Annotated in this window: 17 protein-coding genes; 10 read left to right on the forward strand and 7 right to left on the reverse strand. The window is 73.0% G+C overall.

What is annotated here, in order from left to right:
* Nucleotides 1–103: 103 nt before the first annotated feature.
* A complete protein-coding gene (locus tag IO30_RS0107275; protein ID WP_031140456.1) occupies nucleotides 104–454 on the forward strand; it encodes a hypothetical protein in 351 nt (116 codons plus the stop codon).
* A gap of 14 nt (nucleotides 455–468) precedes the next feature.
* Here the strand turns inward: IO30_RS0107275 and IO30_RS0107280 are convergent, their stop codons facing one another.
* Nucleotides 469–1203, reverse strand: coding sequence for a hypothetical protein (locus tag IO30_RS0107280; protein WP_031140458.1), 735 nt, complete (start codon nucleotides 1201–1203; stop codon nucleotides 469–471).
* A 203-nt stretch (nucleotides 1204–1406) separates the two neighbouring features.
* On the opposite strand from IO30_RS0107280, the gene IO30_RS0107285 reads away from it, so the two are divergent.
* Nucleotides 1407–1658, forward strand: a complete 252-nt coding sequence (locus tag IO30_RS0107285; RefSeq protein WP_031140460.1) for a DUF6158 family protein — start codon at nucleotides 1407–1409, stop codon at nucleotides 1656–1658.
* Here the strand turns inward: IO30_RS0107285 and IO30_RS0107290 are convergent.
* Together IO30_RS0107290 and IO30_RS45870 are read right to left on the reverse strand one after the other, a co-directional pair.
* On the reverse strand, nucleotides 1655–2161 hold the full coding sequence (locus IO30_RS0107290; RefSeq protein ID WP_031140462.1) for a DUF6328 family protein: 507 nt from the start codon (nucleotides 2159–2161) through the stop codon (nucleotides 1655–1657). The two genes, IO30_RS0107285 and IO30_RS0107290, sit on opposite strands and share 4 nt — an antisense overlap.
* A 57-nt stretch (nucleotides 2162–2218) precedes the next feature.
* Nucleotides 2219–2377, reverse strand: a complete 159-nt coding sequence (locus IO30_RS45870; RefSeq protein ID WP_167347248.1) for a DUF6126 family protein — start codon at nucleotides 2375–2377, stop codon at nucleotides 2219–2221.
* Between the two features lie 149 nt (nucleotides 2378–2526).
* Here IO30_RS45870 and IO30_RS0107300 point away from each other — a divergent pair, with 149 nt between their 5' ends.
* Nucleotides 2527–3102, forward strand: coding sequence for a TetR/AcrR family transcriptional regulator (locus IO30_RS0107300; RefSeq protein ID WP_031140464.1), 576 nt, complete (start codon nucleotides 2527–2529; stop codon nucleotides 3100–3102).
* A 10-nt stretch (nucleotides 3103–3112) separates the two neighbouring features.
* The gene (locus IO30_RS0107305) at nucleotides 3113–4636 is read left to right on the forward strand and encodes an MFS transporter (protein ID WP_037893273.1); all 1524 of its coding nucleotides are present in this window, start codon (nucleotides 3113–3115) and stop codon (nucleotides 4634–4636) included.
* Here IO30_RS0107305 and IO30_RS0107310 read toward each other — a convergent pair.
* The gene (locus IO30_RS0107310; protein WP_051901988.1) at nucleotides 4599–5975 is read right to left on the reverse strand and encodes a helix-turn-helix transcriptional regulator; all 1377 of its coding nucleotides are present in this window, start codon (nucleotides 5973–5975) and stop codon (nucleotides 4599–4601) included. The genes IO30_RS0107305 and IO30_RS0107310 overlap by 38 nt on opposite strands.
* A 139-nt stretch (nucleotides 5976–6114) precedes the next feature.
* Between IO30_RS0107310 and IO30_RS0107315 the strand changes: the two genes are divergently transcribed.
* Together IO30_RS0107315 and IO30_RS0107320 are read left to right on the forward strand one after the other, a co-directional pair.
* On the forward strand, nucleotides 6115–7494 hold the full coding sequence (locus IO30_RS0107315; protein ID WP_051901990.1) for a M64 family metallopeptidase: 1380 nt from the start codon (nucleotides 6115–6117) through the stop codon (nucleotides 7492–7494).
* A 52-nt stretch (nucleotides 7495–7546) separates the two neighbouring features.
* The gene (locus tag IO30_RS0107320) at nucleotides 7547–8206 is read left to right on the forward strand and encodes an MSMEG_1061 family FMN-dependent PPOX-type flavoprotein (RefSeq protein WP_031140472.1); all 660 of its coding nucleotides are present in this window, start codon (nucleotides 7547–7549) and stop codon (nucleotides 8204–8206) included.
* Nucleotides 8207–8286: 80 nt separating this feature from the next.
* Here IO30_RS0107320 and IO30_RS0107325 read toward each other — a convergent pair whose 3' ends face one another.
* Entirely contained in the window at nucleotides 8287–8475 is a 189-nt protein-coding gene (locus IO30_RS0107325; RefSeq protein WP_031140474.1) for a DUF6381 family protein, read from the reverse strand.
* Nucleotides 8476–8814: 339 nt separating this feature from the next.
* Here IO30_RS0107325 and IO30_RS0107330 point away from each other — a divergent pair, with 339 nt between their 5' ends.
* Nucleotides 8815–9666, forward strand: coding sequence for a class II glutamine amidotransferase (locus IO30_RS0107330; protein ID WP_031140476.1), 852 nt, complete (start codon nucleotides 8815–8817; stop codon nucleotides 9664–9666).
* Here IO30_RS0107330 and IO30_RS0107335 read toward each other — a convergent pair.
* Nucleotides 9636–10478, reverse strand: a complete 843-nt coding sequence (locus IO30_RS0107335; RefSeq protein WP_157853143.1) for a VOC family protein — start codon at nucleotides 10476–10478, stop codon at nucleotides 9636–9638. The two genes, IO30_RS0107330 and IO30_RS0107335, sit on opposite strands and share 31 nt — an antisense overlap.
* Nucleotides 10479–10697: 219 nt before the next feature.
* Between IO30_RS0107335 and IO30_RS0107340 the strand changes: the two genes are divergently transcribed.
* Both IO30_RS0107340 and IO30_RS0107345 read left to right on the forward strand, forming a co-directional pair.
* The gene (locus IO30_RS0107340) at nucleotides 10698–11690 is read left to right on the forward strand and encodes an isopenicillin N synthase family dioxygenase (RefSeq protein WP_031140480.1); all 993 of its coding nucleotides are present in this window, start codon (nucleotides 10698–10700) and stop codon (nucleotides 11688–11690) included.
* Nucleotides 11691–11771: 81 nt separating this feature from the next.
* Entirely contained in the window at nucleotides 11772–12986 is a 1215-nt protein-coding gene (locus IO30_RS0107345; RefSeq protein WP_051901992.1) for an alpha/beta hydrolase family protein, read from the forward strand.
* 13 nt (nucleotides 12987–12999) lie between these two features.
* Here IO30_RS0107345 and IO30_RS0107350 read toward each other — a convergent pair whose 3' ends face one another.
* A complete protein-coding gene (locus IO30_RS0107350; RefSeq protein WP_031140484.1) occupies nucleotides 13000–14277 on the reverse strand; it encodes a sulfite oxidase in 1278 nt (425 codons plus the stop codon).
* Nucleotides 14278–14430: 153 nt separating this feature from the next.
* Between IO30_RS0107350 and IO30_RS0107355 the strand changes: the two genes are divergently transcribed.
* On the forward strand, nucleotides 14431–14964 hold the full coding sequence (locus IO30_RS0107355) for a GNAT family N-acetyltransferase (protein WP_031140486.1): 534 nt from the start codon (nucleotides 14431–14433) through the stop codon (nucleotides 14962–14964).
* Nucleotides 14965–15020 lie beyond the last annotated feature (56 nt).

Below are 15020 nucleotides of genomic sequence, written 5' to 3' on the forward strand. Positions count from 1 at the left end.
CCAAGCCATGCCCGGGGCGGTCGCCCCGCCCCGGGTCCGATCGCATGACAGGCCGCCGCCCGGGTAGGCGCGGGAAGAACGGCGGGGGACGAAGGAGGTTGTCATGGGCTCCGCCATCTGGGCCTTCGGCGGCGATGCGGGTCACGCGGCCGGCACGGATCTCGTCGGTTTCAAGGTCGAGGCGTCCGACGGGTCGATCGGCAAGGTCGACAAGCACTCCGAGGACGTCGATCGCAGCTACGTCGTCGTCGACACCGGGCCGTGGATCTTCGGCCGCAAGGTGATGATCCCGGCCGGGCTCATCACGCGCGTCGAGCTCCAGGACGAAACGGTCCACCTGTCGTGCACGCGAAGCCAGGTGAAGGCCTCGCCGGACTTCGCGAGCGGTCAGACCGAGGAGGACGTCGCGTACATCCGGCAGATCGAGAGCCACTACGCGAACTCCCACATGTGAGCCGCGTGGCCGGGTCAGCGGCCGCCCAGGGCGTCCGCCAGGGCGCGCGCCTGTTCCGGGGTGATCCCGAGGGCGAGCGGGACCCGGCGGGGGCTGTACGGGGAGGAACACACGGCGAGCGGGCTGGCGTCCGTCACGGTCCACCGGGGTCCGTCGGTCCGTCCCGGCCCGGGCAGCAGGGACGCGGCCAGCACGGCGGTCGCGTCGCCGCGTATCCCGACGCGGGACAGGGCCCGCGCCACGGTGTCCCGGGCTTCGGCCGGCAGGTGGCAGTCCCCGAGCGCGGGCAGCATGAGCAGCAGGCGCTGGGACGGGTCGCTCAGGCCCTCGTCGTCGTCCTGGCCGCTCTGTCCGCTCGCGGCGAGGGCGACGAGCTCCGTCCAGGACAGGCCGGGCCCGGCGTCGTCGGCGCCGCACTGGGCGAGGTACCCGAGCCGCCCCCACTGCGGGTGGCGGACGAAGAAGTCGACGTTGTCGGCCTCCTCGTCGTTGGCGTACACGACGAAGACCGTGTGGCCGCCGCCGATGCCGATCCGCAGGACGGGCCAGGGCAGCTCGCAGTCGCTCAGGCGGTCCACGATCGCCTCGTAGGCGGATGCGTCGACCCCGTACTCCTCCGGGCGCTCGCCCGGGTCGCCCTTCGTCAGCAGGAGGTGGGCGAGCCAGAAGGCGGGTTCCCGGGCGAGGTCCTCCGCGGCGGTCAGCTCGCAGCCGTCCAGGTACTCGGGGACGTCGACAACGGTGCTCATGGGAGGAGATTAGGGAAGACCGCCCGGCGGCCTTCCGGCGGGGTGGAACCCGCCGGGCGCGGGACGCGGGGACACCGTGCCCGGAGCGGTCATGCGGCGCAGACCGCGCCGTGGCGTGCGGCGCGGCGGATGATGGAGGGGTGCGCGGCGGAGCCGTTCTTCGACCGTCTGCCGAACCCGCGAGCGCAGGAGGTGTGCGTGCCATGACCGAGCACGACGGCGGTCCGTCGGCGCGGAAGCTGGAGGAGGGCCGGCTGCTCAAGGAGCTGGAGGCCATCCACCGAACCCGTCACGAGACCTTGCTGCACGGGTCGGACGACGCCCTGGTCACCCACACGCAGCGGATGAACGAGCTGGAGCACGAGTACGTGCGCCGCCATCCGCAGCGCGCCCAGACGGCGGCCCGCACCCGCTCGGGCGCCCGCGCCCGCACCCACGACGAGGACGCCCTCTAGTCGTCCTCGTCCGTGTAGCGGAAACGGGCCCACAGCGGCAGGACGAACCAGCACAGCACGTACCAGGCCGTCACGCCCGCCACCAGCCAGGGCACGGCGTCGTTGTGTGTGGCCACCCGCAGGATCAGGAAGAGCGCCGAGACCAGGGTGGCCAGCAGCAGGACGATGCCCAGGAAGGTGAGGCGTGATGCCCAGCGGACCGCCTGGGGCTTCATGCGGCGGCCCGAGACGATCCGGTGGAAGGCGACGGGCCCGATGAGCGCTCCCGTGGCCAGGGAGCCCAGGAGCACGGTGACGATGTAGATCGTCTTGTCGGTCTGCGGCAGGCCCTGGAAGTGCGGGGTGAAGACCACCGTCAGCAGGAAGCCGAAGAGGATCTGGACGCCGGTCTGGGCCACCCGGATCTCCTGGACCAGCTCCTGCCACTGCCGGTCCGCGCGTTCCTCGGGGCTCTCGTCCCTGCCGGTGTCGTTCCCACCGGTGCCCTTGCCCTCGCCCTGCATGGTGCCTCCCTGAAGGGTGTGCGGGCCCGGGGCGGCGGCCGCCCGGGCGCCGCGCGGCTATTTCTCGGCGTGCTGCCCCAGGTAGAAGAGCAGCCAGACGAAGCCGGCGAAGACGTGCGTGCCGAAGATGTAGAAGAAGGCGCGCAGTGCCACGCCGTTCTCCTTCCACTTCTCGTGCTTCGCCGCGGCGGCCGTGTCGGCGGGGTCCTGCGGCACGAGCGGCTCCCGGGGTCTGGTTGGTAGGTGTGGGCATTTCATCGTATCGATGTACCGCGATACGGCCCTGCGGTCGGGCGCGTCGCGTGGGCCGACTTTGCCTCAAGTGAGACAATCTTGTATCGTTCGAGGCTAAGGAGGCTCACATCATGGTGCGCGAAGAAGAACTGCTGGACGGCGCCGCGCGCGTCCTCGCCGGGGACCACAGCGCCTCGATGGTGCAGATCGCCGCCGGCATCGGGACCAGCCGCGCCACGCTCAGCCGCCGCTACGCGACCCGCGAAGCCCTGCTGAAGGCCGTCGCCGTCCGGGCGATCCAGGTGGTCGACGGCTGCCTGAGCCCCCTCGACCTGGAGGGTGACGCCGACGCGGAGGCCTTCGACGCCGCCCTTGAGGAGCTGGTACTCGCCCTGCTGCCCGCCGCGCACCTGTACGGCTTCACCACGCGCGACGCCACCGTGCTGGCCGACCCCGAGTTCCGCGCCGGTGTGGACCGTCAGGACCAGCGCGCCCTGGCCTTCCTCGCCCTCGGCCAGCGGCTGGGGCGGCTGCGCGCCGACCTGCCGCCGTACTGGATCTGGTACTCGCTCTGGGGCCTGCTCGACGCCGCCGCCGAAGGCGTGCGCGACGGGCACCTCGCCCCCCGTGAGATCGGCCGACTGGTCCTCACCTCCTTCCTCGGCGGCGCGCGGCCCACCGCGACCCCGCCCCCTGCCCGACCCTGAACGGAACCCCATGCACACCCCCTCGCGGGACCCCCGCCGCTGGATCGTCCTCGCGATCCTCTCCGGCAGCCTCCTGCTCATCTCGATGGACACCACGATCCTCAACGTGGCCTTCCCCTCGCTGGTGGGCGACCTCCAGCCGGGCGCCGTACAGCAGCTGTGGATCATCGACGTCTACGCGCTCGCCCTGTCCGGCCTGCTCGTCACCGCCGGAGCCCTCGGCGACCGCTGGGGCCGCAAGCGGCTGCTCATGGCGGGCTTCGGCATCTTCTCGGTGGCCTCGCTGATCGCCGTGTTCTCCACCGAGGCCTGGCACGTGATCGCGGCCCGCGCCCTGCTGGGCGTCGGCGGCGCCGCGATCATGCCGTCCACCCTGTCGATCCTGCGCACCGTGTTCACCGACGCCAAGGAGCGCGCCTTCGCCCTCGCCGTCTGGGCGGCCGTCTTCGGCGGCGGCATGGCCTTCGGCCCCGTCGTCGGCGGACTCCTCGTCCAGGACCACGGCTGGCACTCGGCCTTCCTCCTCAACCTGCCCGTCGCCGCCGTCATCGTCGCGGCCGGCTTGCGCTACCTGCCCGAATCCCGCGCCCCGCGCGCCGCCGGACGCTGGGACTGGTGGGGCGTCGGCCAGTCCATCGTGGGCATGCTCGCCCTCGCGGGCGGCATCAAGCAGCTCGGCAAGAGCGGCGTCGGCGAGCCCCTGCCCTGGGCGCTCCTGATCCTCGCCGCCGTCCTGCTGACCGTCTTCGTACGCCGCCAGCTGAGCCTGGACAACCCGCTGCTCCAGGTGCGCCTGTTCGCCAAGCCCGCCTTCAGCGTCGCGGCCACCGCGATCTTCCTGCCCATGGTGGGCATGGGCGCGATCCTCTTCCTGGTCACCCAGTGGTTCCAGTACGGCCAGGGCTACACCCCGCTGGAGGCGGGTCTGCGGCTGCTGCCCGCCCCGCTCGCGCTGATCTGCGCGTCCATGGTGGCGCCCACGCTGATGCACCGCTTCGCGATACGGCACGTGCTCGGCGCCGGACTGGTCGTACTGGCCGCGGGCATGGCCCTGCCCTGGACCCTCCAGCAGTTCACCGGCCTCGGCTACCCCGCGTTCGCCGTCGCCCTGACCGTCATGGGGGTGGGCGCGGGCCTGGCCACCACGGTGGCTTCGGTCACCCTGGTCTCCGCGGCCCCCGCCGCCGAGGTGTCCAGCGCCGCCGCGATAGAGGAGACCTGCTACGAGCTCGGCTCGGCCATGGGCGTCGCCGTCCTCGGATCCACCGCGGCCGTCCTGTACCGGGACAACCTGCCGGTCCTCGACCTGGACGGCCCGAGCGCCGAAGCGGTGCGCGGCTCCGTCGGTGAGGCCGCGCACACGGCCGAGCAGCTCGGCGGCGCCGTCGGGCAGGCGCTGATCGACACCGCCTCGCACGCCTACACCCTCGCCATCACCCCGGCGTTCCTGATGGCCGGGGCCCTGGCGGTCGTCGCCGCGGCGACGACCTGGGCGCTCATCCCGCGCGACCTCCAGCCCACCGAGAACCACTGACCGCGCCCGCGGCGACGGGGCCCGCCGGAGCGGGCCCCAAGGTGGTGGTCCCGGGAGCCGCCCGGTGGCCCAGCCCCGTCCGGTACGCGTCGAGGGCGGCCTCGGTCCGGCCGGTGCGCCGCAGCAGGTCACCGAGCAGTCGGCACAGATCGGCCAGGTCGCCCGTCGCCCCGCTGCGTTCCAGCAGGGCAAGCGCCTGTACGTAGTGCTCCTCGGCGGCCTCCGGCTCACCGCGCTCCTCGGCCATCAGGCCGAGGAGCCGGTGCGCGCCGCCCGCGTGCACGGCGCCGTGCCGGTCGCCGAGTTCCAGCAGCGCCGACAGCAACGCGACGGCCTCCTCGGACCGGCCGAGCCGGCGAAGTACGTCGGCCAGCTCCACCTCCACCTGAGCGGTGTACAGGGCGGCCCGGCGCGCTGCCAGCATGTCGCGGGCCGTGCGCAACTCCCGCTCGGCCGAATCCAGTTCCCCGTTCTGGGCCTGTACGTAGCCGCGCATCCAGTGGCAGTGCGCCAGATCGGTGCTCAGCCGCAGCTGGGCGTAGATCGTCTGCGCCTTGGCCAGGGAGGCGTCCGCGTCGGCCACCCGCCCCTCCGCGAGGAAGGTCCGCGCGACCTGCCGGTGCATGCCCGCCACCAGCGCAGGGTCGCTGACCTGCGGGGCCAGGGCGAGGGCCACTTCGGCCGCATGGGCGGCGCGGGCGTGCGCGCCCATGTCGATGTACGGGCCGATGACGGCCGCGTAGAGCAGGACCAGCGCCTCCGGGTCGGCAAGCCCGCTGCTGCCCAGCTCGTCGATGGCGGATTCCAGCAGGTAGCAGGCGTAGCGCAGCTCGCCCGCGAGCAGGTGCGCGACGGCGCGGCCCCGGACGGCGCGGGCGCGGCGGGGGAGGGGCTCCTCGGCCAGGAGCCGCTCGGCCGCCTCGAAGTGCGCGATGGCCGCGGGCAGTTGCCCCGCCTCCAGGGCGCAGTCCCCGAGCCCCAGGAGGGCTTCCGCCCGCTCCGGGGCGAGCCCCAGCGCCTCGGCTTCGGCGAGGAGCCCGCGGAAACGGCCGGCGGCCTCGTCGGCCGCCCCGGTGGCGAGGGTCTGCTGCGCGTCGGTGAGGGCGAGCCGCAGTTCGGTGCCCAGCCGGGCGGGACGACCGGTGGTCAGTTCCTCGTACGAGGTCTCCAGCCGCCCGGCGAGGAAGCGCAGCGCCGTCTCCGAGGGCCGGACCTTGCCCGCCTCCAGGGTGGAGATGTAGGCGGGCGTGTACGAGCTGCCCGCCAACTGCCGCTGGGTCAGGCCGAGTCCGGTCCGCATGCGCTGCACCCGGCGGCCGATTGCGGCCGGTTCGTCCATGGAAGCTCCCTCATCGCTGGAACTCCCCAGTATTCAGGGGGAGGAGGCCATTGCGGACCACTCGCGCGACACCTAGTTTAAGCAACTGATTCAGCAGGGTTATCTGCCTGCTTAACTTTCGTTCCCGGGGGAGTGCGTCATGGAGCCAGTCAGGCGTCCGGCCGTCCGTGCAGTGCTACGGGCCGTGGCCGCGGGGGTCTGCGCGACCACCGCCCTGCTGGCCGTCGGCCCGGCCGGCCCGGCCGGCGCGGCCGACGCGGCCGACGCGGCCGGCGCGGCGCCGAGGACCCGGGTGGAGGTCGAGATACCGGGGCCGGAACACGGCGCCGACGCGGGCTCCGGGCACACCCTCGTACCAGCGGTCGGACGGGCGAAGTCCACGGCGCGGCTCTCCGAGGCCGCGCGGGCCGCCGACGGCGCGGTCACCAGGATGACCGGCGACGGCCCCACCGCCGACCGCCTCGACGTGGTCGTCATCGGTGACGGGTACACCGAGGCCGAGCTGGGGAAGTTCCACGACGACGCCCGGCAGAAATGGGCCGAGGTGACGGCCGTCGAGCCGTACACCACCTACCGGAACCTCTTCAACGTCTGGACCGTCGACGCGGTATCCCGCGAATCCGGGGTCTCCGGGGACCCCGACCCGGCCACGGTGCGCGACACCGCCCTCGGCTCGTACTTCTGGTGCGAGGACATCGAGCGGCTGCTCTGCATCGACCAGCCGAAGGTCGACGCCTACGTGGCGAAGGCGCCGGCGGCCGACCTGGTCCTCGTCCTGGCCAACAGCGCCAAGTACGGCGGCGCCGGCTACAACGAGCCCAGCGCCACCCTCGGTTACGAGGGCATATCCACGGCCTCGGCCGGCCACGCCAAGTCCGGCCAGGTCGCCATCCACGAGACCGGCCACTCCTTGGGCAAGCTCGCCGACGAGTACTTCTACCCCGGCGTGCCGGACTACGAGAAGTACACCGGCCCCGAGCCCGCCGACTCCAACAGCTCCACCCTGTCCGCCGACCGGATGGCCGCGCAGCGGACCAAGTGGTACCGCTGGCTCGGCGAGGAATCACCCGACGGCGGCACGGTCGGCGCGTACGAGGGCGGCGGCTACTACGTCACGGGCCTGAACCGGCCCACCGACGCCTCGCTCATGCGGGTCCTGGGCAAACCCTTCAACCTCCCCGGCGTCGAGGCGATGATCGCAGGCTTCCACCGGCACGCGAGGACCGTCACCGCGCTGACCCCCACCGACCGCACCCTGCGGCTGCGCCATACGGCGAAGGCGGCCGTACCCCGGCTGACCGGCGCGGACGGGCGGCAGCTCGTGGTCCGGTGGTACCTGGACGGCAGGGAACTGAAGCGGTTCGAGGGCCGGACCGAGGTGGCGGTGGCCGAGCTGTGGCTCTTCGACCTGCGCACCCACCGGCTGACCGTCTCGGCCGAGGACCGCACGCCCTCGGTCCGCGACCCGGAGACCGCCCGCACCCTGCGCTCCACCGCCACCTGGCAGGTGCGCCTCTGAGGGCACTCCCCGGCCGGGATCGACCGCAGGTCGGCGCACTAGGGTCGAGGTCATGACGACACCCCTTGCCGGCAGCGCCTTCGACTCGCTCAGCCTTGACGCCGTGTCCGACCAGGAGGCGCTGCGCCGGGTCTACGCACTCCCAGGCGAACCGGCATTGCGCAAGCAGATGACCGAACTCACCGATGAGACGCGACGGTTGATCGGCTGCTCATCACTGGTCCTGGTCGCCAGCGCGGACGCCGAGGGCAACTGCGACGTCACCCCGCGCGGCGGCCCCGCGGGGTTCGTCGCCGTCCTGGACGCACGGACGGTGGCGATACCGGACGCGACCGGCAACAAGCGTCTGGACACCCTGCAGAACGTCATCGCCACCGGACGGGCCGGGCTGCTGTTCGTCATCCCGGGGCGCACCACGACGCTCAGGGTGAACGGCCGGGCCTGCGTCTCCACCCGCCCGGACCTGCTGGCGCAACTGACGGCAGTGGGCAAGCCGCCCGCCAGTGCGCTGGTGGTGGGGATCGAGGAGGTCTACCCGCACTGCCCCAAGTCGCTCCTGCGCAGCGGGGCCTGGAAGCCGGAGCAGTGGCTGCCGTCGGACGCCCAGCCGACCTCGGCCGAGGTGACGTTGGCCCAGCTGCGGATGCCGGGGCTCACGATCGCCGGCATCGAGCAGGCGGAGGCGGATTCGCTGAAGTACCGCTACGAGTGACGGGTGAAACGGGCCCGGCCGGTGTCCGTGGCGACGGTCGGTCGCTGCGGACACCGGCCGGAACCGGGCGGAGACGGGTGCTACATGGGGTCCATGCCCCGGTCGTCCATGCCCGACTCCTTCTCGCTCTGCTCCTGGAGGCGGCGGGCCTTGTCCCGCAGCCGCCGGCTCTCCTCCGGGTCGGTGGCGCGCTCGGCGGCCTCGTTCAGTTCCTTGGCCTTGCTGCGCAACTGCTGGGACCGGCCCTGCGAACCGCCTGCAACGCTCATGATCACTCCTAGGATCCGTAAGGGAGAGCGGGCGGATCCAGCGAATCAGCAGGACCGCGGGCCCGCATCTCGAGAAGTCACCGAGCGTGATGCGCAGCCCTTGCGATGTGACAGTCCGTGAAGGCGGGTCGGGCTGCAGCACCGGTCCAGCGTGGCAACGGGGCCTTCGAACAGCGTCAGGGGTACCGTGCGAGCGGCGATCTGATGGCCGCCGTGGGCGCCCGCGCACGGAAGAGCGCCACCCGTAGGGCCGTCCGGCCGATCAGCAGCACCACCAGCCGCGCCTTCGCCCCGGCCCCGGGTTTAGGCTCGGACCAGCCGGAAAAGGGGATGGTGTCCATGTGTCGCTGGCTCGCCTACTCGGGTTCCCCCATGGTGCTCGACGCCGTGCTCTACCGGCCGGAGCACTCCCTCATCAACCAGAGCCTGCACGCCCGGCTCGGCGTCGAGTCCACCAACGGAGACGGCTTCGGCATCGGGTGGTACAGCGCCGACGGCGGCGGGGACGGCACGCCCGCGGTCTTCCGCGACATCGCCCCGGCCTGGAACAACCGGAACCTGCGCGAACTCGCCGCACACGTCCGCTCCCCGCTGTTCTTCGCGCACGTCCGCGCTTCCACGGGCTCGGCGATCCAGCAGACCAACTGCCACCCCTTCCGGCACGGCCGCTGGCTGTGGATGCACAACGGGGCCATCCAGGACTTCCAGCGCCTGCAGCGCGACCTCTGCATGGCCGTCGATCCCGCGCTCTTCTCCTCGATCGAAGGCTCCACGGACTCCGAGGTGATGTTCTACCTGGCGGTCACCTACGGCCTCGACCAGGACGTCCCCGGTGCGGTGGCCCGGATGGCGGGCCTGGTGGAGCGCGTGGGCAAGGAGCACGGTGTGGCGGACCCGCTCCAGATGACCGTGGCCGTGAGCGACGGCGTACGGCTGTGGGCCTTCCGGTACTCCACCCAGGGGCAGTCCCGGTCGCTGTACTACAGCAGCGCGGCCGAGACCGTGCGTCACCTCCACCCGGAGCTGGAGCTGGAATTCCTCAACGAGGTCTCCGACGCCACCCGGCTCGTGGTCTCCGAGCCCCTCGGGGACCTGCACGGGGTGTGGAACGAACTTCCCGAGGCCAGTTACACGGTGATCCCCTCGCCCCCGGGGGAGGACTACCTGCCGTTCATCCCGGAAACGCCCTGACCGGAGCCACCCTGACCGGAGCCACCCTGATCAGGACCGCTCTGACCGGGACCTTCTCCGGCCCACTCCGCCGGTCCCTCCTTCAAGGACGTGGTGAGGGTGAACAGCGCCCCGTCCGCGTCCCGCAGCGCCACCCACCGTTCCGTGGCGTTCCACGTCACGTCCGACACGGTGCGCCCGCCCAGTGCCAGGGCCGCCTCCACCGCGGGCCGCAGCCTCGGCACGCGGAAGTGGACGTGCCAGCGGGGCCGCGTGTGCGCCGCGTAACCGGCGAGCTCCACGGGGCCGCTGTTGAGGCGGGCGACGGGCTCCCCGGCCTGCCGCAGCACGACCTGGTCCTCCTCGTACGAGACCTCGCAGCAGCCCGTCCGGCCGGTGGCCCACTCCAGCACCGCCCCGTAGAAGATCGCCGAGTCGAAGGCGTTCCTGGTCCGCAGCTCCAGCCAGGCGGGCGCCGGACCCCGGCCCACCCGCCAGTCCGCGGACACCGCGCCCTCCCAGATCCCGAAGACCGCCCCGTCGGGGTCGGCGACCAGCGCCGCACGCCCGCCGGAGGGGAAGGAGACCGGGCCGACGGCGATCGTGCCGGTGCGTTCCCGGATGCGGTCCACCGCCGCATCGGCGTCGTCGACGGCGAAGTACGGGGTCCAGGCCACCGCGACCCCCAGATCCGCCGCCAGCGCCCCGATGCCCGCCACCGGCACCCCGTCGAGCTCGGCCACGGAGAAGGACTCGCCGAGACGGCCCCGCCGGAACCGCCATCCCACGACGGCGCCGTAGAACTGCTGCGCCGTCCCGAGATCGCGGGCCATCAGACTCACCCAGCACGGGGCCCCGAAGACCTCCCTGGTCGAAATCTCCACCACGAGTCGTCCCTCCGTGAGCCCTCCGTCTCATTCTGGTCCCTTTCGGGACGGATCACGACCGCCCCGGCGGCGCCGGGACACGCCGGGGCGCCCTCCCCGACCGTCCCCGCACGGCGCTAACCTCGTCCCCGGACGCCCGGATCACGCTCGGAAGGCAGGTCCCGCATGGTGAGCACGCAGGTTCCCGTGATCGACCTCGGCCCGTGGCGCTCCGGCGACGCCCGGGCCCGTGCCCGTACGGCCTCCCGCGTCGACGAGGCCCTGCAGGCGGCCGGATTCCTGCTGGTCACCGGGCACGGCGTGGACCCGGCGCTGCCCGCCCGGATCCGGGAGGAGGCGGGCGGCTTCTTCCGCCTGCCGGCCCGCGCGAAGGAACCGTACGCGGTCACCGTCGGTGACCGGGGCTGGCTGGGCCCCGGGGCGGAGGCCAACAGCTACGCGGAGGGCGCCGCATCTCCTCCCGACCTCAAGGAGTCCTGGTCCTGGGCCGCGGACGACCCCACCGGGGACCCGTCCGTGGACCAGGAGTGGTTCCGCCCCAACACCTGGCCCGCCGAGGCGCCGTCGCTGCGGCCCCTGGTCACCGAGTACCTGTCCCTGATGCGGGCCCTCTCCGACGAGCTGCTGGAGCTCCTGGCCACCGCCCTCGGCCTCGACGGGAACCACTTCACCCGCCACACCACCCACCCCACCTGGGGATTCAACGTCAACTGGTACCCGGGCACCGAGGTCGTCGGCCCGCCCCTGCCCGGCCAGTTCCGCATCGGCGCCCACACCGACTTCGGCACCGTCACCGTCCTCGACCGGCAGCTCGGCGCGGGCGGCCTCCAGATCCACACCGAGGCGGAGGGCTGGCAGGACGCCCCGTACGACCCGGCCGCGCTCACCGTGAACATCGGCGACCTGCTGGCCCGCTGGACGGGCGACCGCTGGCGCGCCGGGCGCCACCGGGTGCTGCCGCCGCCCGCCGACGCACCGGCCGAGGAACTGATCTCGCTGGTGTACTTCTACGAATGCGACCCGCACACCCGGGTGGAGTCCCTGCCGGCGCCCCTCGGCCGCGTGGTGCACGAACCGGTGGACTCCCACACCTACCTGCGCGCGAAACTCGACGCCATCAGCGTCACCGGACCGCAGGGCACTACGACTTCGGAGTGATCGGCCCCCGCCCCGAGGGGGAGGCCCTCGTCCTCCTGTGAGGTGACGAACCGGCAGGTATCCGATCAGTAGGTTCGACACATGAACAGACGCCGCACCGTCACCGTCACCGTCACTGCCGCAGCGTTAGCCGCACTGCTGCTCCCGCTCGCCGCCGCTTCCACGGCCGCCGCTTCCACCGCCACCGGATCCACCGCCGCCGCGGACCCCGCGTCCGCCGCCGGTGCCCCGTCCGCCGCCGAGAGCCGCCGCACCACCGTGGAACTCCCTCGCCCCACCGGACGCCTCTCCGTCGGCCAGGAGACGCTCCACCTCGTGGACTGCAGCCGGACCGACCCCTGGGCGGGAACCGGCCCGCGCGAGCTCATGGTCACCCTGCGCTACCCGGCACGCCCCGGGACCGGCGGGCCGGTGCGCTACCTCACCCGTGAGGAGGCCCGCCTGCTGCTGGAGGACAAGGACCTCGACCAGGTCATCCCCGCCGAGACCCTGGCCGGCACGGCGGCCCACTCCCGCTCCGGCGCCCGCCCCCTCGCAGGCCGCTACCCGCTGATCGTCCTGTCACCCGGCTTCACCGTCCCCCGCGCCACCCTGACCGCCCTCGCCGAGGACCTCGCCTCGCGCGGCTACGTGGTCGCCGCCGTCGACCACGCCTACGAGAGCGCCGGGACCGCCTTCCCCGGCGGACGTGTGCTCCAGTGCCTGGCCTGCGAACGCGTCGGCGGCCCGGCGGGCATGCAGGCGGTCAGCGACACACGCGCCCGCGACGTGTCCTTCCTCCTGGACCGCCTCACCGGACGCGCCCCCGCCTGGCAGCACGCCGGACTCATCGACAGGAACCGCATCGCCATGGCCGGCCACTCCATCGGCGGGGCCTCGGCGGTCGCCGCCATGGCCACCGACCCGAGGATCCGCGCCGGGATCAACATGGACGGCGCCTTCGCGACACCCGTCCCCGCGACCGGACTCGGCGGACGCCCCTTCCTCATCCTCGGCGCGCAGGACGGGGCCCCCGGCGGCAACCCCAGCTGGGACCGGGACTGGCCCCTGCTCGACGGCTGGAAGCGCTGGATCACCTTCGACGGCTCCGGCCACTTCACCTTCAGCGACTTCCCGGCCATCGCCGAGCAGCTGGGCCTGCCCGACCCCGATGCGCCGCTCCCCGGCGCCCGCTCCGTCGAGCTGACCCGGCGTTACGTGGCCGCCTTCTTCGACCAGCACCTCAAGGGCAAGGCCCAGCCCCTCCTCGACGGCCCGGCAGCCGACGCCCCCGAGGTCCGCTTCCACACCCCCTGAGCCGCGCCGCCGCTCAGACCACCGTCACCGGGTGGCGCACCACCGCGTCGAAGAGGTAGCCCTGCGTGTTGTGGGCGGTCGTCTGCGGCTGCGTCCGCCCGGTGGCGTCGGTGGCCCGCGCCAGCAGGGCGGTGGTCCCCGTGGTCCGCGGGGTCCACGGCACCGACCAGCGCACCCAGCTGCCCCGGCGAGGGGCGTCGTGCAGCCGGGCCCGCTGCCACCGCGCCCCGCCGTCGGTGCTGACCTCCACCCGGTGCACGGGCGCCGCCCCCGACCAGGACCGCCCGGTCAGCAGCCGCGCACGGTGCACGGGAACGGTCGCCCCCAGCTCCAGTTCGAAGGCGCTCTTGAGGGTCTGCCGGGTCAGCGGTGCACTGCCCTGCGCCGGCTGGTCCGGACCGAACAGCCGGTACAGGTCGGTGTTCCACGGCGTGTACAGGGGCTGCCCGCTGACCTCGATGTCCCCGACCCACTTGACGGAGGAGATCCCGATCCAGTCCGGCACGACCACCCGCACCGGACCACCGTGGTCCGGCGGCAGCGGCTCCCCGTTCATCTCGTACGCCAGGATCACGTCGTCCAGCGCCTTCGACGCGGGAAGCGGACGCCGCACCCGCCCCAGGTTCACCCCGTTCGTCACGACCTCGTCGTCCAGGCCCCGCGGCAGCACGTCCACCGCCCGGCGGGTCACCCCCGCCCGCCGCAGCACGTCCGAGAGCCGCACACCGCGCCACCGCGCCACACCGATCGCGCCGAGGGTCCACGCGGTGCCGCTCACCTGCTGGCCCTGCTGCGTGGTGTAGAAGCTCCGGCCGTTGCCCGCGCACTCGATGAACAGCGTCCGCTCCACGGCCGGGAAGGACCGCAGCCGGTCGTACGAGAACTCCACCGGGCCGCCCGCCAGGGCGTCGCCCCACACCCGCAGCCGCCAGCCGTCCGCCGCGATCCGCGGGGTGACCGTGTGGTTCCGCACGAAGAACCGGTCCACCGGGGTGAGCGGACCCGTGCCGCGCAGCGCCGCGAAATTGGTCTCCGCGTTCGTCCCCCGCAGGGTGAACAGCTCCGGCGGCAGCGGCTTCACCGTGCCCGGCGCCGCGGCAGCGCCCGCAGCCGCGCCCGCCGCAGCGGCCGGTGCGGCGGCGCCCAGCCCCACCGCCCCGGCGGCGGCGCCCGCCGCGAACAGCCTGAGCAGGTCACGGCGGTCCACCCCGGCGGAGCGGGCACGCCCGCGCGCCCACTGGCGCAGGCGGGCACGGTCGTACTGGCTCTCGTCCGACAGGTCGGCGGGCATGGGGCGCACTCCTCGGTCGTGGTGTCCGACGGACCGTAGGGGCCTGACGCGGGCCACCGGAAGCCGTCCGCGACGATGGCCACAAACCCGCAACACCACGGCAATGCGGGGCCCGATTACCGCTGCGCACCGGTGTTCGGCAGGATGGGCCGCATGACCGAGATCCTCACCCCCCGCCTCATGCTCCGCCGCTGGCACGAAGACGACCTCGTCCCCTTGTCCGAGATCAACGGGGACCCCGAAGTGATGCGGTGGATCGGCGACGGCTCGGTCCACGACCTGGACGAGACGGCCGAGGACATCGAGCGCTGGGAGGAGGAGTGGGACGAGGAGGGCTTCGGCGTCTTCGCCGTCGAGCTCCTCGGATCCGGCGAGCTGATCGGCGCCGTGGGCCTCTCGATGCCCGACTACCTGCCCGAGGTGTACCCGAACGTCGAGATCATCTGGCGGCTCGGCCGCCAGTACTGGGGCCAGGGCTACGCCTCCGAGGCGGCCCAGGCCACCTTGGAGTTCGCCCTCCAGGACCGGGGACTGGACCGGGTCGTCGCGATCAACCGGGCGGGCAACGACGAGTCCGAGAACGTCATCCGCAAGCTCGGCATGGTCCTGGAGCGCGACACCACCTACCCCGGGCAGGGCCACCTCCTGCAGATCCACAGCATCGACCTCACCGAGTACGAGGCCTGATCCCGGCGCCCGTCGGGCGCCTGCGCATCGGCCGATCGGATGACCCGGGCCTCCTC

This window comes from Streptomyces xanthophaeus (assembly GCF_000725805.1).
Classification (GTDB): domain Bacteria; phylum Actinomycetota; class Actinomycetes; order Streptomycetales; family Streptomycetaceae; genus Streptomyces; species Streptomyces xanthophaeus.

Excerpts from the sequence above, each read along its gene's own strand:
- IO30_RS0107275 (WP_031140456.1), top strand. The coding sequence starts at position 104 with ATGGGCTCCGCCATCTGGGCCTTCGGCGGCGATGCGGGTCACGCGGCC.
- IO30_RS0107280 (WP_031140458.1), bottom strand. The coding sequence starts at position 1,203 with ATGAGCACCGTTGTCGACGTCCCCGAGTACCTGGACGGCTGCGAGCTG.
- IO30_RS0107285 (WP_031140460.1), top strand. The coding sequence starts at position 1,407 with ATGACCGAGCACGACGGCGGTCCGTCGGCGCGGAAGCTGGAGGAGGGC.
- IO30_RS0107290 (WP_031140462.1), bottom strand. The coding sequence starts at position 2,161 with ATGCAGGGCGAGGGCAAGGGCACCGGTGGGAACGACACCGGCAGGGAC.
- IO30_RS0107300 (WP_031140464.1), top strand. The coding sequence starts at position 2,527 with ATGGTGCGCGAAGAAGAACTGCTGGACGGCGCCGCGCGCGTCCTCGCC.
- IO30_RS0107305 (WP_037893273.1), top strand. The coding sequence starts at position 3,113 with ATGCACACCCCCTCGCGGGACCCCCGCCGCTGGATCGTCCTCGCGATC.
- IO30_RS0107310 (WP_051901988.1), bottom strand. The coding sequence starts at position 5,975 with ATGGACGAACCGGCCGCAATCGGCCGCCGGGTGCAGCGCATGCGGACC.
- IO30_RS0107315 (WP_051901990.1), top strand. The coding sequence starts at position 6,115 with ATGGAGCCAGTCAGGCGTCCGGCCGTCCGTGCAGTGCTACGGGCCGTG.
- IO30_RS0107320 (WP_031140472.1), top strand. The coding sequence starts at position 7,547 with ATGACGACACCCCTTGCCGGCAGCGCCTTCGACTCGCTCAGCCTTGAC.
- IO30_RS0107325 (WP_031140474.1), bottom strand. The coding sequence starts at position 8,475 with ATGAGCGTTGCAGGCGGTTCGCAGGGCCGGTCCCAGCAGTTGCGCAGC.
- IO30_RS0107330 (WP_031140476.1), top strand. The coding sequence starts at position 8,815 with ATGTGTCGCTGGCTCGCCTACTCGGGTTCCCCCATGGTGCTCGACGCC.
- IO30_RS0107335 (WP_157853143.1), bottom strand. The coding sequence starts at position 10,478 with ATGGCCCGCGATCTCGGGACGGCGCAGCAGTTCTACGGCGCCGTCGTG.
- IO30_RS0107340 (WP_031140480.1), top strand. The coding sequence starts at position 10,698 with ATGGTGAGCACGCAGGTTCCCGTGATCGACCTCGGCCCGTGGCGCTCC.
- IO30_RS0107345 (WP_051901992.1), top strand. The coding sequence starts at position 11,772 with ATGAACAGACGCCGCACCGTCACCGTCACCGTCACTGCCGCAGCGTTA.
- IO30_RS0107350 (WP_031140484.1), bottom strand. The coding sequence starts at position 14,277 with ATGCCCGCCGACCTGTCGGACGAGAGCCAGTACGACCGTGCCCGCCTG.
- IO30_RS0107355 (WP_031140486.1), top strand. The coding sequence starts at position 14,431 with ATGACCGAGATCCTCACCCCCCGCCTCATGCTCCGCCGCTGGCACGAA.